Raw genomic sequence first — 26,066 nt, forward strand, 5'->3', positions numbered from 1 at the left:
TTCTTTTATGATTATGAATAAACTTACCATTATAAATCACCTAGCTTCTTAACAGAAATTATAGCACCATGTCCCCCCCAGTCAAACTCTTATCCATGAACACGCTACAATCGACGCAAAAAATTTTACAAAGCCTTAAACACGTTACATTTGTTACACTTAATTGAAGTTTTTCGCATTTAAGGTTCAGATAAGTTCAAATAAAGTAAGGAATAGGTGTAGCTTTAGTAAAGCTTGCGCAAAAAAAGTCGTGAGCAATGATAAACTCAAAGCTCACGACTTTTTAATTACACACTATGAAATTATAAATTCAGTGCCTCATCAGAAGCTCCAACGAACACCGGCGTTCCACTGCCACGGAGTAGCAACGTTGCCGCCATAGGTCTTTTCTACATCGAAGTACAGATGAGTTGCGTCGCTCAGGTTGAGGTTGGTACCTACGCCAACTTCCCACCAGCCGCCGCCAAGATCCTGCTCAAAGCTTGCAGCACCGTCACCGCTCATAGTTGCTTTTGTTTTTCCGTCGAAGTCATACAGATAGGAAGCACGTACATATACGTTGCCTTGCTTAATGTCCTTGCCTAAGGAGAAGCCAAGACGCCCAACCAGGCTGTCTACGCTGTCCTGATGCACTCTTGCACCCTTGCTGGTGAGGTAATCTACGCTGCCAACAGTGCCATAGGTGAGTTCTACCTGAGGCTCAATCCAGAAGCCGTTATTCTTAGTAAAGCGTTTGCCATATTCTGCGCTCAAGCTGTAGCCATTAGTTTCATAGCTTGCATCGCCTACGCCTGCACCAATAGTACTATAATCGTTATCCATGCGTGCATATCTAGCAATCAAATCAACGAAGCTGCCATTGTCACTCAGATAAGAACCGTAAATTGCCAGACCTGTGTGCTTGTTTTCACCAGTGCCTCTTGCAAAGGTGCTGGTGCCTTCAGTACGCGTCAGCGCAACGCCCACAGTCCAGTTCGGGTTAGTGCTGAGTTTTTCATCGTAACCAACCTGATAGTAGTTATATTGGTTCTTCACGTTCTGCGAACCGTATTTGCTTTCGCCACGTGCCATTCTTGCCCATGCGCCATGCTCGCCCTTGCTGTCGCGCAGCTCGCCCAGGCGCTTGTTCATATCGTTGTTTTCCTGACGCCAGGTCATCAGGGAGATGTTTGCCATGTCGCTGATTGCGCGGTTGGTAGGATTTTCAACAGTTTTTATGGTTTTAGCTACTACTTCACCATCAATAACCTTAGCGGAATAACCACCAATAATATCATTGGCATCAGAGGTTACGGTATCTGCAGCAGACTTGCCATTGCTCTTAACAACGTCAGCCAACTTCTGCAAGCTGGCTTTGCCGCTGGCAATCGCATCGGTTACATCCTTCGTGCCATTGACGGTGAGGTTCGTATCAGCAGCTTTACTATCAATACTAAGCTTATTATTAACATTATCAGTATTAATAGTACCGCCAGTGCCTGTGACATTTTGAATTTGCAAACTATCTTCAGTATTTAATTTTGAGCTATCAAGGTTAATAATACCGCCATCAATGGTCAAATTATTTAATGCAGTATACTTCATGCCGCTCTTACTTGTAGAATTGCCATTTTCATCATAAGTTCCTTCTTCTTGAATGGCATTAGGATTCCATTGTGCAGAATCAGTTAAAGTAATATCAACATGATTAATAGTTAACTCACTAGCATTAGGTTGATGAGTAACAATACCATTCTCAGTTTTAGCATCCCAAGCAACTCTTGTATTACCATTCCATACTGAATCTGCACCGGTTAAATTAATTTTTACAGTAGCATCAATAGGTGTACTTGACGTATTACCTTCATATTCAAAACTAATATCACCATTTAATTTTACCGTGCTATTTCCAGCTTCATTAATAATCGTTGTAGAACCACCACGAGTAGTTAACGCAACAGGAGCGTTAACTTCTAAATCGCCTTTTATTGCTAAAGTACTTCCACTAAGAACAACGAAACCTTTAATTTGCTTATCATCAGAAGTAGCATTTATCGTAGTTTTGCCAGCATCAATTATAACTTTGGTATCAGTATTACTGTTTCCCTGAACCCAAATACCAGCTGAAATCACCCCATTTTTAGCATCAACATTAATATTCAAATTTTTAGCAGTAACGTCTACCTCTCCTCCTTTCCATGCACAAATACCTGCAGCCCAACTATTATCTGTCAACCCATTAGCGGTAATATTAATTGTATCTGTGTTAGTAGTACCCAACTTAATTTTAGAACCCACTCCACTTGCTTGATTATCATATGCGTATACACCATAAGCGTCACTTCTATTAGAATTGTTTGTGATACTTAAAGTCTTGATGTCTTTATTTGTAGTTATCGATACTAAATTTGAATCATTTGCTCCATATGCATAAATAATAGCGCTGGCATTATCAATGTATTCATTAGCTGTAATCTCTTTTGTTCTGCCTAAATAATTACTTGCTTTCACTGTGGCCGCCAGCGCACTGCCGCTCACACCAACCACACCTGCCGCCAAAAGGCCACACAAAATTTTTCTTGCCAAAGCCTTATTACTCTTCATCATTAACCCCAACCTTTCATCAAAAACTTTTACACTAAAAATTCTACGTAAGGTCCACAGCCTCCGCTGTGAAGATTTATATATTACGACCAACGCCGCAATCAACAAAAACTTTTAAATCATTTGTTCTGAGAGTTTAAAATAAGTTTTAGTATGAATAACCCTACTATTACAAATTACTTATCTTATTAATAGCAATTATAGCACTATGTCCCCCCCAGTCAAACTCTTATCCAGGAACACGCTACATTCGGCGCAAAAATTTTTACAAACTTTTTAATGCGTTACATTTGTTACACTTCATTGAAGTTTTTCGCATTTAAGGTTAAGATGAGTTCAAATAAAGTAGAGAATGGGTATAGCTTTAGCAAAGCTTGCACAAAAAAGTCGTGAGCAATGACAAACTCAAAGCTCACGACTTTTTAATTACACACTATGAAATTAAAAACTTACAGCCTCATCAGAAGCTCCAGCGAACACCGGCGTTCCACTGCCACGGAGTAGCAACGTTGCCGCCATAGGTCTTTTCTACATCGAAGTACAGATGAGTTGCGTCGCTCAGATTGAGGTTGGTGCCTACGCCAACTTCCCACCAGCCGCCGCCAAGATCCTGCTCAAAGCTTCTAGCTACATCTTCTTTAGTATAAATTGCCTTAGTATCTCCGTCAAAGTCATACAGATAAGAAGCACGTATATAAACGTTACCTTGCTTAATGTTTTTGCCTAAAGAGAAGCCAAGGCGACCAACTAAACTGTCCATACCATCTTGATGTACATTAGCACCCTTACTTGTTAAATAATCTACACTGCCTACTGTGCCATAAGTCAGCTCTACCTGCGGCTCAATCCAGAAGCCATTGTCTTTAGTAAAGCGTTTGCCATATTCTGCACTCAGGCTGTAGCCATTGGTTTTATAATCTCCATTACCAATGCCGGCAGTAGCGTTAAATTCATTGTCCAGACGAGCGTATTTAGCAATCAAATCAACAAAGCTGCCATTATCGCCTAAATAGCTACCATACAAAGCAAAGCCAGTATGTTTATTTTCGCCGGTACCGGTTGCAAAGGTGCTGTTGCCCTCAGTACGTGTCAGCGCAACACCAACAGTCCAGTTCGGATTTACGCTGAGCTTTTCATCGTAACCAACCTGGTAGTAGTTGTACTGGTTCTTAACATTTTGCGTACCGTATTTGCTTTCGCCACGTGCCATACGTACCCATGCGCCATGCTCGCCCTTGCTGTCGCGCAGCTCGCCCAGGCGCTTGTTCATGTCGTTATTTTCCTGACGCCAGGTCATAAGAGAGATAGAAGCCAAATCACTAACCGCTGCGTTTGTTGTATTAACAGCCTCTTTGACATTGGCAGCATTGCCATTCTTGTCAATATCAGCAGTTACCGCACCGGTAACAGTTGTTTCCGGAATATACACCCTAGAAGCAGCAGTTTTACTATCGCCATCCGCATTCGGATTAGTTTCATCCTTTACTTTAGAAGCCAAATCGTTAACAGCAGTGCTCATATCGTTGCTGGCAATTTTTTCAGCATATTGCTGGGTAGCAGCAACGGTGAGGTTATTAGCTTTATTATCTTTTGTAACAGCTAAACTGTTATCTTCGGAGCCTATTTTGATAGTGCCGTTATCACCAGCTAAAGTTTCAATTTTTACTTGCTGATTCTTAGCATTTGTAAGGTCAATATTGCCTCCATCCAAAGTAACTCTGTTTTGAGCCAATACGGCTGTACCATAGTCTCCTTTATCTGCTTCTTCCACGTAAGTAGGATTCCATGTTGCACCATCATTTATTCTGAGATCAATGCCAGTTACTTTTTCTAAGCCTACAGGAATGGCACCAGTTCCCCAAGTTACTTTTGAGTTTCCGTTCCAATAAGATTCAGAACCTGTCAGATTAACAAGAACATCGGCATCGACTTTAGTGCCAGATGTTGCTTTATCATAATTGAAGCTCATATCTCCATCAAGTTTAGTAGTATGTTTACCGTCTTCGTTTATTTTTACAATAGCATCACCGCGAGCTAAAATAGCAGTATCGGCTTTTAACGCTAAATTGCCGTTTACTATAATTTCGCCTTGGGACATTGCAGATAAGCCCTCGCTATATCCTTCCTTAGCGTTTGTATTAATTTTAATGTTTTCTGCGTTCAGTACGACTTTAGAAGCGGTATTGTTGCCAATACTATCTGGAGTTGTACTGTTTTGAGAGTGTACTGCTACAGCCCAGCCTTCGGTTGATGTTACATTGATTTCTAAATTTTTTCCTGTCAAAACAGTTTCACATAAAGTACCTTGCTTTCCAAAGTTTCTTAATGCCAGGATACCATAAACATCGTTTTTACCGGTAACTCCTACAGAAATTTTTTCAGTTTTAGCATCACCAACATGTACTATGCCGCCATTTTTAGCTTGATTCATGGAAGTAATACCCCAACCAGTATTATTATTGACATTTACATTTATTTCAGCACCAGTAATATCAGCCTTATAACCACTGATTGCAACTATACCAAAATTTTGTTTAGTATTAATGTCGATTCCATCAGTAATCGTAACATTTGAATTAGTAACATAAAGAGCATCATTAGCCATTACAGTACCAGTGATAACAAATGTCATCACAGCGCTAAGAATCAAACTGCTTTTTTTCATGTAAACCCAACCCTTCTCTTAGTAATACAGAACATACGTGACCAATTTTGTAAAAAATAACTACAGTGGTTACAATATTGCTTTTAGTATTAACACTTTTTACCGATGAAAAAGCAGGATACAAAATCAGTGTACCACTTCTTAATTGCAATTATAGCACTATGTCCCCCCCAGTCAAACTCTTATCCAGGAGCACGCTACATTCGGCGTAAAAATTTTTACAGAGTCTTAAATACGTTACATTTATTACATTTAGTTGAAGAGATTCTGATGGTTAAGGTTCAGATGGGTACAAGTAAACTTTAAAAAATTATATCTTTGGTAATTTTTACGTAAAAAAATACGCAACAGATATGAAAATCCGTTACGCATTTTTCTTCACTATTTATTAAATGATATTATAGATATTAAAGGCCAGTTTACATCAGCTTAAAACGTCCAGAACATACCAGCATTCCACTGCCAGTTCTTACGCAGGCTACCGCCAGTAGAACGCTCTACGTCTGCATACAGGTGGTTGTTCTTGCCGGTCATGCAGGCGAAGCCCAAGCCATATTCAAACCAGGTGTCATGGTCATGGTTATCTATACGCAGGCTGTCATTGCCGTTAGTCAAGGTTACACCATAGTTACCGGCAAATTGATGCAGCCAGTTGGCCTTCAGGTAGACAGTATTCTTTTCGTCCATGTCGTACATAAAGTTGCAGCCGATACGTCCCAAAACGCTGTTGGGATCGCTTTGGCTTACGTGGATGCCATTGCTGGTGGTATATCTTGCACCGCCCAAATAACCCAAGGTAAGCTGTGCTTGCGGCTCGATAGACCAATGCTCATCAAGATATTTCTTACGACCATATTCCGCACTCAGGCTGACGCCAGTGTTGTCGAAAGCACCGGTAATCTTCTTGCCTACGGAATCAAAAACAGTGAAGTCGCTGTCTGCATCATAAATCTTGAACACTACGTCCAGATAATGGCCTTTATTGCGCAGGTCAGTATTGTAGAAGCCGATGGATTTGGCTTTGAGCTTGCCACTGCCGCGGTTGAAGCTGTTTTTGCCGTCATCGTAAGCAAAGGCTACGCCCTGATAACGCTTCAGCTTTTCGTTTTTCTTTACAACATCATCATAGCCAAGTTGGTACATGGTGTGGCGGTTGCTGAAGCCATCACCACTGTATTTGCCACCTTTAACGCGCACCCAAACGCCTTCCTCGTTACTGGTTTCATGGCGCAGGTCGCCCATGCGCTGCATAAGCTTGTCATCCTCCACCCAGTTGGCGAAGGCCAGTCTTTGAGTTGCATCAACAGCATCTACGCTGGTGGTCGGTTTGGAGGGGATGAATTCTACTTTTTTCAAGTACCAATCCTTAGTGTAACCATCGGTAGCGCTATCTTTCATATCTAAAGTGTACTTATTCCAATACAGGGAGCCTTCCTTATCGTTAGCAAAGAATTTTCCCTGCTCGTCCTTTACGCTTACGAGAATCGTGTCGGCAGCGCCGTCAGTATTGCCATCTGCATTAACATTGTTGAGCGTAATGTAATGGTTGCCGGTGTGAGTGCCTGCGATGTACAGGCGGTCACTGTTGTTTTCGTTGGTGCCTGCGTCGATGTCCATGTTCAGCTTGCCATTATCACCATCAAGCTTGTTTACCTTCAGACTGCTGAATTTACTGCTGTCTTTGCCCATATCCAGCAGAGCATTATTGCTCAATTCTAAATCAGTAAGAGTGCTGTCATCTGTAAGATGCCAATAGGAGCTTGCGGTATTTAAAACAGCATTAATAACAGCAGTATCCTGAATCACAGTTTTACCTGTGAGCTTAACTGTGCCTTGCTTGCTGCTGTTTACTTCTATCTTGGCTTCATCCTTAGCAAATAATGCTATTTCTGCAGCAATCTCTGCACTACCGGCTAATTTTGTTTCTGCTTGATTTTCTGTATGAACACCAAACTTTAGAGCATTAGCAGTAAGATTTTTGATAACGGCATTTTCATCCACCGTTACGATAGAATTAGCCTTATTAAAAATACCATAGCTGTTTTCGCCTTCAACGTTGGTAATACTTAAATTTTTTATGTTATTTTTGCTCTGTTTTGAATTGCGTTCGTCTTTATCAGTATAAATACCATAAGCATTTTTATTGCTGGAAATAGTACTGATGCTTACAGTTTCAGTACTGCTATCACCTGTATGATCAAATAGGTTTTGACCCTGGTTCCAAATACCAAAAGCATCTGCTTCTTGCGCTTTAACGGTATCGATAGTTAAATTATCAACAGCTACATATGATCCATACTTATCCATATATAAGCCACGGGCCACTGTACCTTTAACATTACTGCCATCTATTTGTTTTATGCTAATATCTTTAGCTTCAATACCACCGCCTATATTATGAATGCCGGAGACATCATAAGAGGTACTAGAACTTGGTATAAGTTGCTTTATATTGTTTATTATTATCAAATCGCTTTTAACACCAGCACCCCAAGTGTGTATACCTGAAATACTATTTTTACCCTGAAGATTTTCAATTTTTATATTTTTAGCGTTAACCCAGGAATTTCCATTCAGCTCTAATCCGAAAACCTGATAATTTCCATATGTATCGCTAACATTTTCTATAGATAAGTTTGTAGTATTTAGTGTGGACTTATTTTGTAAACGTATAGCAGCATTTGAGCCAGGAGATGCAGCCTTAATAGAATTATTCTTTATATTAAGTCCGCCATTTAAATGTAACGTAAGACCATCATTGGAATCAACAGCAAACTGAGTTCCGCTTATATTTACTACACCATCAACAGAAACTTCATTATTGCTAGAGTAGCCTTGGTTTATACCATAATCTGCATTGAGAATATTCAACTCTTTGGCTTTTATATTAATCTTTTGACCCCTAGAAAAGGCGATACCATTCTTGGTATTATCTAATGTCAGCTTAGAGCTGCTGGCATCTATGGTTATGGAACTACTTGAGGTTTTTAAACCATTTGTACCAATTACCTTAGTATCCTCGTTAAAAATTATATCTGATGCTATAGGCCCACTTATATCTGCAGCCACGCCTACACAAGGAACAGAAAGCAGTGCTGACAAAAGAATACTTTTCAGTAAATTTCGCTCATTGCTTGTCCCCCCCCGAAGCACATATGTTTTTATTGATTTTAAAACGTTTTTCATTTCACATACCTCCTATATAGCCTATAATTAGTATATTTCTATAAAATTAGCAATTTTCCTGCCAATTCTTTACTTATCAAAAAAATTATAGAATAACATATGCTAACATATAAGACCTCGTGCAAAACTAATTCAAAAAAAGATTTACTAATGTCGGCATTGCTTACAATTAAAATTAATGTAAGCAATTTAAAAATCAAGCATAATATAATATTTTAACAAAAAATCTCCCTTCATCTTCAAATATCACAGATAAAGGGAGATTATGTTAAACAAAGCAAAATTAAAATATCACTTAAAACGTCCAGAACATACCGGCATTCCACTGCCAGTTTTTACGCAAGCTACCGCCAGTAGAACGCTCTACGTCTGCATATTGGCTTACGTGTATGCTATTGCTGGTAATGCTATCAGCTTTTACTTTCCAAGCTTAGATCCATAATGGTCACGCTCGTTACGAGGTCCGTTGACACGAACACGTTCTATCTTATGACGGTCGCCATCCTTACCACTGATACGGTCTACGCGGATACGTCCCATTTCTGGCATGAACTCGTTTATAATCTTGCTGTCAAGCTGTGCACCATTTTGCATTGCATGGTAAAGCATTGCTGCAAATTCATAGCGGCTCATCATTCTATCACCGTTAAAATTGCCGTCCGGATAGCCTTCAATGATGCCTGCATCTGCCAGCTTGTCAACATATTCGTAAGCCCAATGATTTTCAGGAATGTCAGGGAAAAGCTTCAGCTTATCTTCGTCAATGCTACTTAAACCTCTGTTAGCCAGCATTGCTTTCATTTCAGCAACCTGAGCACGCAAATCAATTACCTCACGTGCTAAAGCTGTACGAGAATTGCTGATGTGGTTCGTGCGGTCAAGTGCAAAGGAAATACCTGCATTCACCATATTTTCACCGTTGCCCATAGTGCCGCCAATACTGAACATGACCTTTTCGTCAGGACGGAAGAACATGCCGAGTGCAGCTGCACTTTGTCCATTATAATTGCCTACGCCAGCAGCAAAGCTCAATTTATCATCCGGATCAAAATCCATCGGATGCAAGGCTGCCAAAGCTGCTGCGCCTGCACCAACCTTATCTACGCGGCCACCGAGCTGGCTAATACGCTTACTGTTTTCGCTGACCTGTTTGTTTACTTCTGCAACATCGGCTTTGCTGGCAATGCCACTTACAGTTGTAGATACTTTATTATTATCAGAATCTGTAACTGAAATAGTCAGGCTACCGTCATTAAACTCGCTGGACATAGATTTATTGGTAGTGTTAGTATCAATAGCCGCTTTAAGCTTATCCTTATCAATATCAACCTTGTATTCTCGGTTAGACTCAGTGCCAATATTGGTGACGTTGACGAAATCACCACCGCTTACCGAAGTTACTGTATCCGAGCCAATTTCAGTTTTCAGCTTATCAAAATCAAGGCTAATCTTATAATCGTGGGAGTTATCCGGGTCAGCTGTTACTTTAATGTAATTACCGTCACCCTTGACCGTTGTCACTGTATCTGTTCCTGCTGCGTCAATTTTCTCAGCAAGCTTCTTTAACTGAGCCACATTGACTGCATCTGTGTCCTTGCTGCCGGCAGCAACACCCGTTATCTGACGTGTAACATCTGCATCCTTACCAACGGCGAGTGCTACAGACGTACTAACCCAGGCATTGCCAGTGCTATCGCCCTTGCCATAGGCATTTGTATCTCCAGCTGTTCGAGTAGTTACAGAACCATTGCCGAGAGCAATACCATCCTTAATTGTCGAATTAGCATACCATCCAATAGCGATACCATTTTTAGCATCACTTGCAACCTCGCCGCCAGCTACAGCTAGAGAGTTTGCTGCGAAAGCATAAGATTGCTTACCAAAGGCGGTTGATTGGTAACCTGTAGCTTTAGATTCATAACCCCAGGCTGTAGCTTGGTTACCTGTAGCTATAGACTTCCAGCCCCAAGCAGTTGCATTATTAGATGTAGCTTGAGTTTCAGAACCCCAAGCAGTTGTACTTATACCACTAGCAAGAGTTTCAGAACCCCAGCTTGTAGATAAATTGCCACTAGCTTTAGTTTGCTCACCCCAAGCAACTGCATAATCGCCTTTAGCTATAGTTTTATTACCAAAGGCTGTTGAAGCTACGCCGCTTGCGACTGAACGCAGACCCCAAGCTGTTGCCATGCGATTAGCAGCAGCTGTACGGACACCAAAGGCAGTAGCGTAATTATATTGTGTGTCTTCGTCAAAGTCATAACCAAGCTCTCCTCTGACTGTTTGACCATGAATTTCTTTAGTACCAATAAATGTTTTATAACTGCCATCAGCATTTTCTTTGAGTGCGTAACCAGCTTTAGTAAATAAACCAAGTGAAATATTATTCGTACCTTCCCAACGTGTTCCTCCATATGTAACGTTGTCATAATTATTGGCAGCATGACCTGACCAGCTGGAAATAGAAGAATAGCCACCTGCTGCATTGGGAGTGGTAGGCCATTCTGATTCAATATAAAAAATAGTTTTTATTTCTGTCGTTGCTCCGGTAGTATCCTTGTCTGTGATAGTTATCTGCTGACTGCCTTTAGATGCAGCAGCATCTACACTGTTAACAAAGCCTGCACCAAGCATTCCGGCAGCTACAAGCACAGCCACAAGCTTACGCATGGAAGCGCTTTTAGTACGTCCTTTTGCAAATTCACCTGCTACAACGTACGCATTAAGTGCTTCGCACCATATCACTTTAAAAAAACGATTCATAATAAACCTCCTTCATTCTCCACAAAACATATTAAAATTGACGATTTTATTATCTATTAAATTGAGAATATATTGAAATCCCCTCGCAAAACTTGCGTGACAACTCGCAAAAAGAAAGTAACTTGAATTCATATTATTTTTAAAAGTATTCATGGCAGATTTACTACTTAAAATAATATGAGTATTTGTATTTTTCGCAAAAAAAGCCATTTGTAAAATTATACCACATTTGTACCCCCCCGCAAGACATATTAAACTATTAATAACGCAATTCATATAACATTAATATTTGTAATGTATATTAATGTTTATTTTCAAGAGAACTATATCAACGTTTTACAATATTCTACAAAGATAGTTATAATAAGTGCCAAATATTCGCCTTCCGAAAAAACGACTATCTTCAACCTTGCTTTTTTTATTGCAAATCTAAGCGTAACAAAAAAACTCCCTTCATCTACAATTAATGTAGATAAAGGGAGATTATAATTCAAATAAAATTGTCTTAAAGTATCACTTAAAACGTCCAGAACATACCGGCATTCCACTGCCAGTTCTTACGCAGGCTGCCGCCAGTAGAACGCTCTACGTCTGCATACAGGTGGTTGTTCTTGCCAGTCATGCAGGCAAAGCCCAAGCCATATTCAAACCAGGTGTCATGGTCATGGTTATCAATACGCAGGCTGTCATTGCCGTTAGTCAATGTTACACCGTAATTACCGGCAAATTGATGCAGCCAGTTCGCCTTCAGGTAGACAGTATTCTTTTCGTCCATGTCGTACATAAAGTTGCAGCCGATACGTCCCAAAACGCTGTTGGGATCGCTTTGGCTTACGTGGATGCCATTGCTGGTGGTGTATCTTGCACCGCCCAAATAACCCAAGGTAAGCTGTGCTTGCGGCTCGATAGACCAATGCTCGTCAAGATATTTCTTACGACCATATTCAGCACTCAGGCTGATACCAGTGTTGTCAAAAGCACCGGTAATCTTCTTGCCTTCGGTATCAAAAACAGTGAAGTCGCTGTCTGCATCATAAATCTTGAATACTACGTCCAGATAATGGCCTTTATTGCGCAGGTCAGTATTGTAGAAGCCGATGGATTTGGCTTTGAGCTTGCCACTGCCGCGGTTAAAGCTGTTTTTGCCGTCATCGTAGGAGAAGGCCACGCCTTGATAACGCTTCAGCTTTTCGTTTTCCTTAACAACATCGTCATAGCCAATCTGGTACATGGTGTGGCGGTTGCTGAAGCCATCGCCGCTGTATTTGCCGCCTTTGACGCGCACCCAAACGCCTTCCTCATTATTGGTTTCGTGGCGCAGGTCGCCCATGCGCTGCATAAGCTTGTCATCCTCCACCCAATTAGCGAAAGCCAGTCTTTGGGTTGCATCAACAGCATCTACGCTGGTGGTCGGTTTGGAGGGTATGAATTCTACTTTCTTCAGATACCAATCGGTGTTATAGCCGTCAGTAGCGCTGTCTTGTTTATCCAAAGTGTATTTATTCCAATACAAGGATCCTTCCTTATCGTTAGCAAAGAATTTGCCCTGCTCGTCCTTTACGCTTACGAGAACCGTGCCGGCAGCGCCGTCAGTATTGCCATCTGCATTAACATTGTTGAGCGTAATGTAATGGTTGCCGGTGTGAGTGCCTGCGATGTACAGGCGGTCACTGTTGTTGGTATTAGTGCCTGCGTCGATGTCCATGTTAATGGTAGCGTTCGTACCGGACATGTTATTGTTGATGTAGATTTTTTGGAAAAACTCGCCACTGCTATATTCGTTATGCGTCATGTCTAAGAGCGCTTTGTTATCTAAGGTGAGGTTAGTAAGATTGCTGTGCAACCAGCCATTAGCACTGAAATTTTTCCATAATGCTCCATTTTTGAGAACTATATTAGTTTCCCTACCACCCCAACTATACTCTTGAGACGTATCAACATTGCCATAAAAATAAGAATCAGCATTTGTCAGATGTAAATTAATGGTTCCTCTTTCCTGATTACTAACGGAGCCGTTAATTTGTACAGTACCCTGCTCATTAGTGTTGACATTGATTTGCGCATTTTTCGTTATATTAAACCTTCCGGCATACATCTTGTCCGTCTGTAATGCGGTGATTTTATCTGCCTGATTCAACGCTGTTGCTTCTGTTCCAATGAAAAGGTTATCAATTTTAATTTTACCTTCGTCAGTTGCTTGTATTCCGACGGATGTAAGATTTTTGCTGTCATTGGTAAAGTTGATAGTTACGGTATTGGCTTCAAAGGTTGATTTGATATTAGAGCAGATACCATAATTGCTTTTTCCATCCAGAAAAATGTTAGTTGTTCCGCGCAAATTAATAGAAGACGGAGTATAGCTTACATTATTTTGTTGGGCAAGAACATCATAAGTACCGTTGGTGATACCGGTAACTTTACCAATACCCTCTGCATGTATATTAATAATACTGTCAGCACTACCATTAATGTGGCCATCATAGCTGGTATATAAACCGGCAACCTCTTTGCCGTTGCCACCTTTTGCTTGAGATTTGATATGAATATCGGCGTCATTATTGATATAGACATTACCGCCATAAGCAACAACACCCATAGCCCTGTTGAGATATTGGCTATCAGAATTTTTTCCGTCAGGAGTCAGGACGTTAACATCTATATCCAGCTTACCATTGCAGATAATATTACCGCCTTGATTACTGTTGCCATCGAAATCGCTGCCGGATAATAGGCCATAGCCTACACGATTACTGGTAACATTAATTTTATTTTCTAAAGCATTAAGAGTTACCGTACCGCCTTGATATTCCGGCTGCGGTTGGCTGCCATCACCAACCTGATTTCTCATGGTCTGGCTCCAGACACCAACTGCACTGGTTCCTTGTTTGGCATAACCAACATCAATAGTAAACTTTGCACCATTAACAGTTACATGCGTAGCTCCAAGAAAACTATCCGCTGCTGTGATACCACTGGCATTGGCAACAGTATTAACACGAATAGTGCCGCCGTTGTTTACCACCAGGTTCTCACCACCAGATAACAGTATGCCGTTATCATCACTGTCATGACCTGTTACATTAACGTCAAGCGCTTCATCTATAACGCCTCCGCTCGTAATTTCACTAAAACCGGCAGCATTAACACTCATCGGCACCATACACAAAATGCTCAAAGCTATCGCTTGGGCTAAAAATTGTTTTTGTTTCACTTTCGTCAAGCTCCTCCTTAAAATAGTATGAAAACAACCATTTTCATAGCAGTCATTCTTTATTTTGAGAGGTCGGTTTTATCCTTGCCTCATAATAACTACACGAGATTATAGCACACCTGTACCCCCCCCGCAAGACATACTAAAACGTAGATAATTACAAATTCTATAAATAAAATATTTTAAAAACATCAATATTTGCATCATGAAAACTTTATCATCATTTCACGATACATATTTCAATCAGTTACAGACACTGTAAGTTTTTCAGTTTTTTTTAATTACTTGATTATTTTATCTACATGTAATGTGAATTTTCTATTATCCATATAAAATCCAAAAGGACCGTCCCCACAGGCGATACATTATCGTCAGGGGGACAGTCCTCTTACACTTTACTTAATTATTATTTCCGTTTTAAATTTCCAGTTTCTTCAAGCTGATGGCATAAAAATAGCGCTGCCTGTCAGGCAGCGCATATTTTAGTCAGCTTGCAATTACAGCTTCGCAACGACATCCTTATCAAAAACCTTCGCCAACAGCTCCTTGGCTCTGGCATCAACCTCTTCATCAATATACCCCTGCACCTTCAGCAGCGCAAAGGTAATTGCCACCAGGTCATCACTGTATCCCAGTACCGGTGTCATATCCGGCACAAAATCCAGGGGAGCGATTAAATACCCCAAAGCTCCCATAATCAACGCCTTTTCCTTCGCAGGAACCTCCGGCTTCTGCAGTACGCACCACAGCTGCACAACCTTGTACAGCAGCTCGATGCCGATGTGGGCACCGTAGCGGCTGATTTTATGCAGCAGGCCTTCCTCGCTGTAGCTTCCGGAATACTTCTGCAGCTCGCCGTCATTGATTTTCTTTTTGTCAAAGTCTTTGTGTTCTGTCATTTTGCTCCACTCTTCTCCAAACCGTAGACGAATGCTTAGCGCATGTTGATGAATTGCAGATCAACGCCGAAATCGCCGGCCTTCAGCAGCTGGATAACAGCCTGCAGATCATCCTTTTTCGCACCGGCAACACGTACCTGGTCGTCCTGAATCTGAGCAGTTACCTTCAGCTTGGAAGCCTTGATAGCTGCCACGATTTTTTTGCCGTTCTCTTTGGAAATACCCTGTTGGATTTCCAGAGATTGGCGAACGGTGCCTTTAGCAGCGGGCTCAATTTTGCCCGGAACCAGGCAACGCAGAGGAATACCGCGTTTAGCCATTTTTTGGCGTAGCATATCTAAAATTGCGCCCAGCTTGTACTCGTCCTCAGCGGCAATTTTTACTTCTTTCTCACCGAGCTCGATGGAAGCATTGCTGCCGCGGAAATCATAACGTTGGTCAATCTCTTTCTTAACCTGGTTGACAGCGTTATCCATTTCCTGCATATCAACTTGGGAAACAACGTCAAAGGAACTATCTTTTGCCATTATTATTATCCTCCTAAATGTAGCTAAAGTTTATCATGCCTAATTATATCAAAGAAAGCGCTTTAACGCCAGTAAAACTACCGGCAGCGGCAATTTTGCTTATTTACCTGCATTTTTGCCATGCATATAAGCATGCTCCTGGCTAAGCTCCTGCAAAAGCTGCAGGCCGCTCCAGGTGCAGTTGGTGGGTGTCAGCATCGCCTTCAAAGCCACCTGACGCAGCTTGCCCTTTTTAACGGCAGCCAGCAGTCTGTCCAAATCCTGACGGCTGAAGCCGCACATGAGCAGCATTTCCTCCTGCCCCTCGTCACCGCTGTAAGCTTCACTGACAGGCGCCACCTCTGACAAGCCTGCCAAATAGCCTACAGGCTGCAGCAGCTCCTCACGCGCCACGGCACGCAACTGCGTGCGCAGCATCATACAGATAAGCTTCAGCGCCTGCAGACGCTCAGGCGTAAAATTATAGGCCAAAATTATTTTTTGCATATATATCTCCTATCTCAGGCAAACAAATCAATCTGGTTATTTTCCGGCAAATCGCCCAAAACGCCCATGTCTGCCAGCTTTTCGATAACACTCTTGTTGACACCGGAACGCTGGCGCAAATCCTCCTGAGAGATAAACGGCCGGTTGATGTCCCTCGCCGCAGCAATGCTCTTGGCCGCGTTTTCACCTACACCGCCCAAGGCAGCCAAAGGCGGACGCAGGCCGTTTTCCGTAACCAGGAATTTAATCGGGTCCGACTTGTATAAATCCATCTTATCAAATGTCAGACCGCGCTCCAGCATTTCATTTACCAGCTCCAGATAGGTGACAGTCGTTTTATCCAGCGGCGAAGCCTTGAAGCCCTGCTGGTAAACATTCTTGATGAAATTCTTTACATAGCTCTTGCCCTTGGAAACATGGGTGTAGTCAAAATCCTTGGCACGCACCGTAAAGTACGCCGCATAAAATTCCTTGGGATAATGCACCTTGCAATAGGCAATACGGTAGGCCATCAGAACGTACGCAACGGCGTGCGCCTTCGGGAACAGATACTGTACCTTTTCGCAGGACTTGATATACCATTCGGGAATATTTACTGCGCGCATAGCCTCGAGCATCTTAGGCTCCAGACCTTTTTTCGCCGCCTTGCCCTTACGCACGTGCTCCATCGTCTTAAACGCCAGACTGGGCTCCACGCCCTTGGAAATCAAGTGCGTCATAACGTCGTCACGTGTGGAGATAGTTTCGGCAACAGGCTTGCCTTCCTTAATCAAATCCTGCGCATTGTTCAGCCATACGTCCGTACCGTGCGAATAACCGGATACACGCACAACCTCACTGAATTTTTTCGGCTGTACGTCGCTGATCATCTGACGCACGAACTTCGTACCGCATTCCGGGATACCGAAGGTGCCTACAGCACTGTCAATCTGCTCCGGCGTAACGCCGAGGGAAGACGTATCCTGGAAGATACGCATCGTTTCCTCATCGCCCACAGGAATCTTCTTGGGATCAAAGTTGGGATCCACATCCTCCTGCAGATATTTTTCCAGCATCTTCAGAACCATCGGATCATCGTGGCCCAGAATATCCAGCTTAACCAGACGGTCATTGATGCTGTGATAATCATAGTGAGTAGTAATCGTAGTGCCATCCTTATCGTCGGCAGGACGGTTCATCGGCGTAATATAATGGATATCCATATTACGCGGCACAACCATGATACCGCCTGGATGCTGGCCCGTAGTGCGCTTGATACCGGCAAAGCCTTCAACCAGCGCAGCAACGTGCGCCGGATGCACATGCAGATTCTTGCTCTCATAATATTTTCTGATAAAGCCTATCGCCGTTTTGTTGGCGATGGTCGCAATCGTACCGGCGCGGCAAACGTTATCGCGACCGAAAAGCTCCTCGGTATACTTGTGCGCCACGCTCTGGTCGGACATAGCGGACGGATCATCGGGATCGATACCGCCGGAGAAGTTCAAATCGATATCAGGAACCTTATCGCCATGGAAGCCCAGGAAAACCGCAAACGGGATATCATGACCGTCGCGCAGCATCCTCGTACCGCATTCTGGGCAATCCTTCGGCGGCAGGTCAAAGCCGCTGTCGACCTCATTGTTCATAAAGAATTCGCTGTGACGGCAATGCGGACAGCGGTAATGCGGTTTCAGCGCATTAACCTCGGTAATATCCAGCATCGTAGCAACAAAGGACGAGCCTACGCTGCCACGCGAGCCTACCAGGTAACCGCGGTCGATAGAATGCTTAACCAGCTTATGCGCAATGTAATACAATACGGAGAAGCCGTGGCCGATAATAGCATCCAGCTCCATCTTCAAGCGGTCCTCAACAATCTGCGGCAGCTTTTCGCCGTACCATTCATGCGCCTTGGCATAGGACAAATCACGCACGGCATCCTCGGCACCGGGAATAGAAGGTGAATACAGCTGGTCGCGGTCGGGAACAGGCTTAATACGCTCAATCATATCCGCAATCTTATTGGTATTGGTAACAACAACCTCATAGGCTGCCTCCTTGCCCAGATAAGAGAACTCCTCGAGCATTTCCTCCGTAGTGTGCAAGTACAGCGGCGGCTGCAAATCCGCATCCTTGTAGCCCTGACCGGCCTGCAGAATCGCACGCAGCTGCGCATCCTCGGGATTGAGGAAATGCACGTCGCAGGTTGCCACAGTCAGCTTGCCCAAGCGCTTGCCCAGCTCGTAGATTTTGCGGTTATGCTCGCGTAAATCCTCTTCTGTGCAATAATTTTCACGTACCAAAAACTGGTTATTGCCCGTCGGCTGGATTTCCAGATAATCATAGAAGCCGGCAATTTCCTCTAGCTCCTCATCGCTCGCTCCTAGGCGCACCGCACGGTAAAGCTCGCCCGCCTCGCAGGCCGAGCCGAGAATCAACCCTTCACGATGCTCCTCGATAACAGCACGCGGCAACAGCGGACGCTTATTCAGATAACGCAGATGGCTGATAGTAACGAGCTGGTACAGGTTACGCAGACCAACCTCATTCTTCGCCAGAATAATAATATGGTGGCTGCTGATTTTGCTCTTACCCTTAGTCGCAGCATCAGGATTTTCCGTATCAACAGCATCATCCTTCGTCTGGCGGTCGCTGATAAGATAACCCTCCATGCCGAAAATCAGCTTCAGGTCACTGCCCTCCGCCGCATCAAAGCAGAACGGAAAGGCCTGCACTACACCATGATCGGTAATCGCCAAAGCCTTGTGGCCCCAACGGATTGCCTGCTTGACAAGGCCCTCCATCGGCGTCAGGCCATCAAGCTTACTCATCTTCGTATGGCAATGCAGCTCAACCCTCTTGACCTCCGCATTATCCATGCGCTCCTCTTTGGCATCGAGTTTCATAATGCCACGCGGCACCATGCACATCTCGTCAAAGGCAAAGCGGTCTGGCGCAACATCACCCTGCAGACGCAGGCGCATACCGGGCTTCAGCAGATTTTTAAACTCATTGCATTCCTTGCGCGGGTCGCCGCCATCACGCTTGTCAAAACGCAGCTTAACAAAGATACCGCCGGTATCATCACTCACGTTAAAGGTAAGAACAATAGAACCAACGCGCGTTTCCTTATCAATAAAGGTCTGCAGCGCACCGTCCTTATCCAGACTTTTGACAAAGGTGCCTTCGATAACAACGTTGCGCTCTTCCTCGGTAACAGTATCAAGCTTACGCGGTGTCCCCTTGATTTTTTTGCCCCACAGCTGGCCGTCAGCCTTCTTTTCACCGTATAAGGCTGCCATCGCCTGCAGATACTCGGGATCCTCCTCCGGATTGTTGTAGGACGTTTCACAGGGAGGCTCCGGCGGCAGAGTTTCGCCAATATCAATATCAGGCGGCTCAGGAGGTAAAGGAATTTCCTCCGGCAGCGGCTCGCCGGTGCAGTCGGTAATCTCTACCTCTGCCTGCGGCTCGCGTTGCATCACCTGGCATTTGGAGCCATCGCCGTCGCAAATCATATCTACGCTTTGCAAAGAAAAAGCGGCTGCAAGCTGCTGCGCCGCCTTCTGCAGCAAGCCGCCGGTAAGATGGGCGGCACAGCTGAAGTGCACCTCCCACTGACAGGCAGACTCGTCTACACAAATCTGATTAATATGCATCAGCTTCAGCTGCATCAATTCCACCGGGGAAAAGGTCAGCGAAGCCAAAAAACTATAAAATTTTTCTTCATCAGGAATCAGACAATATTTTTTATTCACATTAAATCCTTTCCTAATAATGACGGGAGAAGTTGTTGGGGGAATTGGATAACAACGCAGATGGCGTGCTATCTTCCTCTATTTTTTGGAGATAAGCTAGAGTGCGTCAGATGCTAGGCGCGGATGCCGACGGCGTACTTTTAGTACGTCGAGGCGACGCAACAACGCAGATGGCGTGCTATAGGTTATCTCATGTTTTCGACCCCGACAACACCCTCTATCCCCTGCAACCCTCTTACCAAATCTCCGCCATCGGGCGCAGTTTTGCCAAGCTTCAGAAATACCTCCAGCACCAGACGATTCTTTTCCTTATCGCGCTTTACGTTCAGCGATTTTACCTGTACGCCGTTAAGGGACAGATAACCGGTAACATCGGTTATGGCACCGGAGCGATTGGTAGTAATGATGCGGACAAACTGGCGGTCGCTGCGGTTGTTGGCAGCAAAACGCTTTTCCCAGGTATGGAAGGTAACAAGAGTTATCATGGTGATAATGGTTGCCACACTGCTGAGGAAGTACATACCGCTGCCGGCAGCAAGACCGATTGCGGAAACCATCCACAGGCTGGCAGCAGTTGTCAGACCGCGAATAGTTAAACCCTCGTGCAGAATGGTGCCTGCACCGAGAAAGCCTATGCCGCTGACAACCTGGGCTGCGATACGCGCCGAGTCACGGCGTTGGCCGATATCCTCCTCCAGCTTGGCAGTCTGAGGATAGACATCATCAAAGCCGTAAAGCGAAACGAGCATAAACAGCGCCGAGCCCACGCACACAAGAATGTGCGTACGGAAACCGGCAGGGCGGTCACCACTGCCTCTTTCTATACCGACAATGCCGCCGAGAATTGCAGCAACAACCAGCCTGATAACCATAACAACCTCTTTGTTATGCAAAAAAGAAGTATTAATCAAATCCATGCCAGTATCACCTCACAGCTTCCGTTCCCTCTGCCTGCGCCAGGCGCAGACACGGGAACTGAGTTATTTTTACAGCTTTTGCAGCATCTCCCTGATAGCAGTGATATAATCACTGTCCAGCGGCAGCATGCTTACTTCGCCGGTCTTACGAACTTTTACTTCCAGCTCGCCGGTCTGCAGAGTCTTGGGACCTACAACTACGCGCAGCGGATAGCCGATTAAATCTGCGTCCTTGAATTTTACGCCCGGACGCTCCTTGCGGTCGTCGATAACAACCTCAACGCCTGCTTTGTGCAGCTCGTTATAGATTTCCTCAGCCTTAGCAAAGGATGCTTCATCCTTTACGTTTACAGGTACAACAAGCACTTCATACGGAGCGATAGCAACAGGCCAGATCATACCGTCGGCATCATGGCTCTGTTCAACGCAGGCAGCCATAGTACGGCCTACGCCGATACCGTAGCAGCCCATTACCATCGGCTGCTCTTTGCCGTTTTCATCCAGATAGGTGCATTTCATAGCTGCGCTGTATTTGGTATGCAGCTTGAATACCTGGCCTGCTTCGATACCGCGAGCCTTAGCAATCGGAGCGCCACAGTGCGGGCAGGGATTGCCTTCAGCCATCAGACGGATATCGGCAACGTAGGTCGGAGTGAAGTCACGTCCCGGGTTAGCGTTGATGTAGTGGAAGCCTTCATGGTTAGCGCCACAGCAAACATTGTGCATATTCATAACGGTTGCATCACAAACGATAATAACCTTTTCAGGGTCAAGACCGACAGGGCCCATGTAACCGCCGACAGTGCCGGCCTTAGCCAGCAGCTCTGCCTCTGCCATTTCCAGCTCAACTGCGCCTACAGTGTTTTGTACTTTGGTTTCGTTAACCTCGTGGTCACCGCGAACGAAGCACAGTACCAGGCCTTTTTCGCATTGGTAAGCAACAGCCTTTACGGATTTTTCAATCGGAGCGTTAAGGAAAGCACAAACATCGGCAATAGTCTTGCAGTTCGGAGTTTCAACCTCGCTCAGCTCCTGCATTTCTTCTGCCGGAGCCTCTATCGGATACAGCTCTGCCTTTTCGATATCGGCAGCGTAATCGCATTTGGTGCAGTAGGTAATTTCTGCTTCACCGCTGTCTGCCAGCACCATGAACTCATGGCTGCCGGTACCGCCGATAGCACCGCTGTCTGCTTCTACCGGACGGAAATTCAGACCGCAGCGGGTAAAGATTTTGTCATAAGCATCATACATAGCCTTATAGGAAACGTCCAGACCTGCTTCATCACGGTCGAAGGAATAGCCATCCTTCATGATGAAGTCACGGCTGCGCATCAGGCCGAAGCGCGGACGACGTTCGTCACGGAATTTGTCCTGAATCTGATACAGGTTCAGCGGCAGCTGACGATAGGAACGCACATCGTTCTTAACCAGGGTAGTAACCATTTCCTCGTGGGTAGGACCAAGGCAGTATTCATGGCCGTGACGGTCCTTCAAGCGTACCATTTCTGCGCCGTAAGCGTCCCAACGGCCGCTTTCCTTCCATATTTCTGCCGGCTGCATAATCGGCATCATGATTTCCTGACAGCCTGCATGGTCCATCTCTTCGCGGATAATATTTTCGATTTTTTTAATAACACGCCAAGCCAGCGGCAGATAGGTGTACATGCCATTGGTAGATTTACGCATAAAACCGGCACGCAGCAGCAGCTGATGGCTCGGGATTTCAGCCTCGGACGGAACCTCACGCAGAGTGGGTGCATACATTTTAGAAACTTTCATTAACGGGATACCTTCCTCTCAAGTAAAATTTTATCTATTTCAGCAAAAAGCTCGCTTACAAGCTGATCTTCGGGAACCTTACGCAGGATTTCACCCTTGCGGAAAACAAGTCCCTCGCCGATGCCGCCGGCAATGCCGACGTCAGCCTCACGTGCTTCACCGGGTCCGTTGACCACACATCCCATAACGGCAACCGTAATGGGTTCTTCAACATCCGCCAAACGGCGTTCAACCTCCAGCGCCAGCTTTTCCAGACTGATGCGGGTGCGTCCGCAGGTCGGACAACTGATTAACGTCGGTCCGTGCTCACGCAGACCAAGGGATTTCAGAATGTCATAGGCTACACGCACCTCGTTCACCGGGTCGCCGGTCAGCGAAACGCGGATAGTATCGCCGATGCCCTCGGCCAGCAATGTACCGATGCCTACTGCGGATTTGATAATACCGCTGTTGACGGTGCCTGCCTCCGTAATGCCGACATGCAGCGGATAATCACACTGCGCTGCCATCAGACGATAAGCCTCCAGTGTCAGCGGCACATCATGCGCCTTGAGCGAAATCTTAATGTTACGGTAATCCATCGCTTCGAGAATGCGGACGTGGCGCCAAGCCGCCTCCACAAGAGCCTCCGCGGTGGGATGGCCGTATTTTTCCAGCAAATCCTTCGGCAGGGAGCCGGCGTTGATACCGATGCGGATAGGAATATTGCGTTCCTTCGCTGCTTCCACCACAGCGCGCACCTTCTCCTCACCGCCGATATTGCCGGGGTTTAAGCGCAGGCCGTCAACGCCTGCTTCAATCGCTGCCAAAGCCAGCTTATAATCAAAATGAATATCGGCAATGACAGGAATCGGACTTTCCTTACAAATTGTTTTCAGGCCCTCCGCCGCTGCCATATCAGGCACGGCACAGCGGATAATATCGCAGCCTGCATCTGCCAGACGCTGAATCTGCTCCAAGGTTGCAGCAGCATCGTCTGTATGTGTGTTAGTCATAGACTGAACGGCAATCGGAGCATCGCCGCCCACAGCCACGCTGCCTACATGCAGCTGACGGGTTTTTCTACGTTCTATCACTTTCGTTCACCTCTTAACGTGTTATATCCTTAAAGGTGGAAAATACTGTCAGCGCTAAAATCAGCGCAATACCAACCATCTGGATGTTTGTCATAGCCTTGCTGCCGAGCGGTTTACCGCGCAGGCCTTCCAAAAGCAGCAGTACAAAGTGTCCGCCATCAAGTGCCGGCAGCGGCAGCAGGTTGATAACGCCCAGGTTGATGCTCAAAAAGGCAACAAAGGTAATCAACGGCAGCATGCCCTTTTCCGCCACCTGACCGGCCATCTGCGCCACGCCGATAGGACCGGCCACCTCAGCCGGAGCCTTACCGGAAACAATCTTGTACAGGCCGTTCAGCATAGAAACGATAATATTTTTGGTATATACGCAGCCTTCTTTAATCGAGCCGAAAAAGCCCAGGCTGACCTTGTTGAACTTGGGGCTGATGCCGATTAAGGGACGTCCTGCCTCCCTGTCATACACCGGAGTCATAGTGTAGCTTTTTACAGCTCCCTGACTCTCGGCAGTAAGCGTTACAGGATTAGTGCCGCTCGCACGCAGGTTAGTAACAACCTCCGTCCAGGTAGCAACAGGCTTATTGTTAATCGTCAGAATGCGGTCGCCGTTACGCAAGCCCGCTCTTTCCGCAGCCATACCGTCTACAACAGTGCCCAGGATTGGTTCGTTCACCAGCTCCTGTCTGCCCTCCAGCATAAAGATACCGCTAAAAAGAATAATAGGCAACAGGAAATTCATCAGCGCACCTGCCAGAATAACCAGCATTCTGGACGGTATCGGCTTAGATTTAAAGGTTCCCGGTTCAGGCGGATCATCGGGATCCATGCCTGCGATTTTATTATAGCCACCCAGCGGAATAGCCCTCAGGCTGTACAGGGTATCGCCGTCCTTTTGCTGATACAGCTTGGGACCGAAGCCGATGGCAAATTCATCGACACGCATACCTGTGAGCTTCGCCGTAATAAAATGACCGAATTCATGTACCGTAACCAGCACACCAAAAACAAAAACAGCGGCTAATATTGTTAGCATTTTACCTCCTTACGATAGTCGGCTAATCTTGCCGGCATTCAGTCTATAATTTAGCAATAACCCCTTGGGCAGCAGCACGCGCCCAGGCATCCGTTGCTTCAATATCCTCCAGCTGCGGACGCAGAACATTGTTGTGCTGCGCTGTAACCGTAGCAGTGATATAAGGGATATCCAGATATTTAATTTTGTCTGCCAAAAAAGCATATACAGCCTCCTCGTTGGCAGCATTGAAGGCACAGGGCAGAGTGCCGCCGGCCTTACCGCAGTCAATAGCAATCTTCAAGGAAGGAAATGCTTCTAAATCAGGTGCTTCAAAGGTAAGGTTACCCGCAGCAACAAGATCAAGCTGTTCAAAGCTGTAATTATAGCGCTCCGGCCAGCTCAAAGCGAACTGAATCGGCAAACGCATATCAGGCACACCCAGCTGAGCAATCACACTGCCGTCACAGAACTCTACCAGACTGTGCACAATGCTTTGCGGATGCACGACAACTGCAATTTTATCATAAGGCATATCAAACAGCCAATGTGCCTCCATAACCTCCAGGCCCTTGTTGGCCAGTGTAGAGGAATCAAGCGTTACCTTCTGCCCCATGCTCCAGTTGGGATGGTTGAGGCATTGCGCCAAAGTTACATTTTCCAGCTCACTGCGTTTTTTGCCGCGGAACGGGCCGCCGCTCGCCGTAATAATCAGGCGCTTGACTTCCTTTTCCGTACCGCCGCGCAGAGATTGGAAAATAGCGCTGTGCTCACTGTCCACAGGAGTCAGGCTTACACCGTGCTTACGCACAGCCTCCATAACAATGCTGCCGGCAGCAACTAGAGTTTCCTTATTAGCCAGCGCAATGTTCTTGCCGCAGGCAATAGCAGCCAACGTCGGGCGCAGGCCAGCATAGCCTACCATAGAACCAAGCACCGTATCCGCTCCCTCGTAGGTAGCGGCAGCCAGAAGGCCCTCCTCCCCGGCTAAGATTTCTGTCTTGCCGTGATAGCGGTCAGCCAAACGTTTAGCAGCATCCTTATCCGTCAAAACGGCAATATCAGGCTCAAACTGCTTAATCTGCTGCTCTAAAAGCTCATCGCTTTTATGCGCAGCCAACGCGCGTACCTTCAGCTTTTCAGGATTGGCAGCAGCAACCTCCAGGGTCTGACGACCGATAGAGCCTGTACTGCCCAAAATAGAAATATTCTTCATTTGCTATCC

At 45.3% G+C, this 26,066-nt stretch carries 14 protein-coding genes; all 14 read right to left on the reverse strand.

Annotated elements, in window-relative coordinates:
- Positions 1-321: 321 nt before the first annotated feature.
- Positions 322-2,586 carry an autotransporter outer membrane beta-barrel domain-containing protein gene (locus KAH19_RS00015; RefSeq protein WP_210684610.1) on the reverse strand — a complete coding sequence of 755 codons (2,265 nt, stop codon included), beginning with the start codon at positions 2,584-2,586 and terminating at the stop codon, positions 322-324.
- 457 nt (positions 2,587-3,043) lie between these two features.
- The gene (locus tag KAH19_RS00020) at positions 3,044-5,248 is read right to left on the reverse strand and encodes an autotransporter outer membrane beta-barrel domain-containing protein (protein WP_210684611.1); all 2,205 of its coding nucleotides are present in this window, start codon (positions 5,246-5,248) and stop codon (positions 3,044-3,046) included.
- 429 nt (positions 5,249-5,677) lie between these two features.
- Entirely contained in the window at positions 5,678-7,555 is a 1,878-nt protein-coding gene (locus tag KAH19_RS00025) for an autotransporter outer membrane beta-barrel domain-containing protein (protein ID WP_210684612.1), read from the reverse strand.
- Positions 7,556-8,851: 1,296 nt separating this feature from the next.
- Positions 8,852-11,197, reverse strand: coding sequence for a YadA-like family protein (locus KAH19_RS00030; RefSeq protein WP_210684613.1), 2,346 nt, complete (start codon positions 11,195-11,197; stop codon positions 8,852-8,854).
- 517 nt (positions 11,198-11,714) lie between these two features.
- Positions 11,715-14,408 carry an autotransporter outer membrane beta-barrel domain-containing protein gene (locus KAH19_RS00035; RefSeq protein ID WP_210684614.1) on the reverse strand — a complete coding sequence of 898 codons (2,694 nt, stop codon included), beginning with the start codon at positions 14,406-14,408 and terminating at the stop codon, positions 11,715-11,717.
- Between the two features lie 497 nt (positions 14,409-14,905).
- The gene (locus tag KAH19_RS00040) at positions 14,906-15,307 is read right to left on the reverse strand and encodes a YkvA family protein (RefSeq protein WP_009146300.1); all 402 of its coding nucleotides are present in this window, start codon (positions 15,305-15,307) and stop codon (positions 14,906-14,908) included.
- Positions 15,308-15,342: 35 nt separating this feature from the next.
- A complete protein-coding gene (locus tag KAH19_RS00045) occupies positions 15,343-15,834 on the reverse strand; it encodes a YajQ family cyclic di-GMP-binding protein (RefSeq protein WP_009146299.1) in 492 nt (163 codons plus the stop codon).
- Between the two features lie 99 nt (positions 15,835-15,933).
- Positions 15,934-16,320: a DUF3783 domain-containing protein gene (locus KAH19_RS00050; RefSeq protein WP_210684615.1), complete on the reverse strand. Its 387-nt coding sequence runs from the start codon at positions 16,318-16,320 to the stop codon at positions 15,934-15,936.
- A 14-nt stretch (positions 16,321-16,334) separates the two neighbouring features.
- Positions 16,335-20,060 carry a PolC-type DNA polymerase III gene (locus KAH19_RS00055; protein ID WP_210684616.1) on the reverse strand — a complete coding sequence of 1,242 codons (3,726 nt, stop codon included), beginning with the start codon at positions 20,058-20,060 and terminating at the stop codon, positions 16,335-16,337.
- A 185-nt stretch (positions 20,061-20,245) separates the two neighbouring features.
- Positions 20,246-20,977, reverse strand: a complete 732-nt coding sequence (locus KAH19_RS00060) for an MgtC/SapB family protein (RefSeq protein ID WP_210684617.1) — start codon at positions 20,975-20,977, stop codon at positions 20,246-20,248.
- Between the two features lie 69 nt (positions 20,978-21,046).
- The gene (locus KAH19_RS00065) at positions 21,047-22,756 is read right to left on the reverse strand and encodes a proline--tRNA ligase (protein WP_210684618.1); all 1,710 of its coding nucleotides are present in this window, start codon (positions 22,754-22,756) and stop codon (positions 21,047-21,049) included.
- A complete protein-coding gene (gene ispG / locus KAH19_RS00070) occupies positions 22,756-23,829 on the reverse strand; it encodes a flavodoxin-dependent (E)-4-hydroxy-3-methylbut-2-enyl-diphosphate synthase (RefSeq protein ID WP_305798475.1) in 1,074 nt (357 codons plus the stop codon). Before ispG ends, KAH19_RS00065 begins: the two co-directional genes overlap by 1 nt.
- 16 nt (positions 23,830-23,845) lie before the next feature.
- On the reverse strand, positions 23,846-24,862 hold the full coding sequence (gene rseP / locus KAH19_RS00075) for an RIP metalloprotease RseP (protein WP_210684620.1): 1,017 nt from the start codon (positions 24,860-24,862) through the stop codon (positions 23,846-23,848).
- Between the two features lie 43 nt (positions 24,863-24,905).
- The gene (locus KAH19_RS00080; protein WP_210684621.1) at positions 24,906-26,057 is read right to left on the reverse strand and encodes a 1-deoxy-D-xylulose-5-phosphate reductoisomerase; all 1,152 of its coding nucleotides are present in this window, start codon (positions 26,055-26,057) and stop codon (positions 24,906-24,908) included.
- Between the last annotated feature and the right edge of the window lie 9 nt (positions 26,058-26,066).

It is taken from the genome of Phascolarctobacterium sp. Marseille-Q4147, assembly GCF_017968825.1.
Classification (GTDB): domain Bacteria; phylum Bacillota; class Negativicutes; order Acidaminococcales; family Acidaminococcaceae; genus Phascolarctobacterium_A.

Bases quoted from the DNA above. Each gene is read 5' to 3' on its own strand.
- KAH19_RS00080 (WP_210684621.1), bottom strand. From the start codon at position 26,057: ATGAAGAATATTTCTATTTTGGGCAGTACAGGCTCTATCGGTCGTCAG.
- KAH19_RS00030 (WP_210684613.1), bottom strand. From the start codon at position 11,197: ATGAATCGTTTTTTTAAAGTGATATGGTGCGAAGCACTTAATGCGTAC.
- KAH19_RS00060 (WP_210684617.1), bottom strand. From the start codon at position 20,977: ATGGATTTGATTAATACTTCTTTTTTGCATAACAAAGAGGTTGTTATG.
- KAH19_RS00015 (WP_210684610.1), bottom strand. From the start codon at position 2,586: ATGATGAAGAGTAATAAGGCTTTGGCAAGAAAAATTTTGTGTGGCCTT.
- KAH19_RS00025 (WP_210684612.1), bottom strand. From the start codon at position 7,555: ATGGATAAGTATGGATCATATGTAGCTGTTGATAATTTAACTATCGAT.
- rseP (WP_210684620.1), bottom strand. From the start codon at position 24,862: ATGCTAACAATATTAGCCGCTGTTTTTGTTTTTGGTGTGCTGGTTACG.
- KAH19_RS00045 (WP_009146299.1), bottom strand. From the start codon at position 15,834: ATGGCAAAAGATAGTTCCTTTGACGTTGTTTCCCAAGTTGATATGCAG.
- KAH19_RS00050 (WP_210684615.1), bottom strand. From the start codon at position 16,320: ATGCAAAAAATAATTTTGGCCTATAATTTTACGCCTGAGCGTCTGCAG.
- KAH19_RS00040 (WP_009146300.1), bottom strand. From the start codon at position 15,307: ATGACAGAACACAAAGACTTTGACAAAAAGAAAATCAATGACGGCGAG.
- KAH19_RS00065 (WP_210684618.1), bottom strand. From the start codon at position 22,756: ATGAAAGTTTCTAAAATGTATGCACCCACTCTGCGTGAGGTTCCGTCC.
- KAH19_RS00020 (WP_210684611.1), bottom strand. From the start codon at position 5,248: ATGAAAAAAAGCAGTTTGATTCTTAGCGCTGTGATGACATTTGTTATC.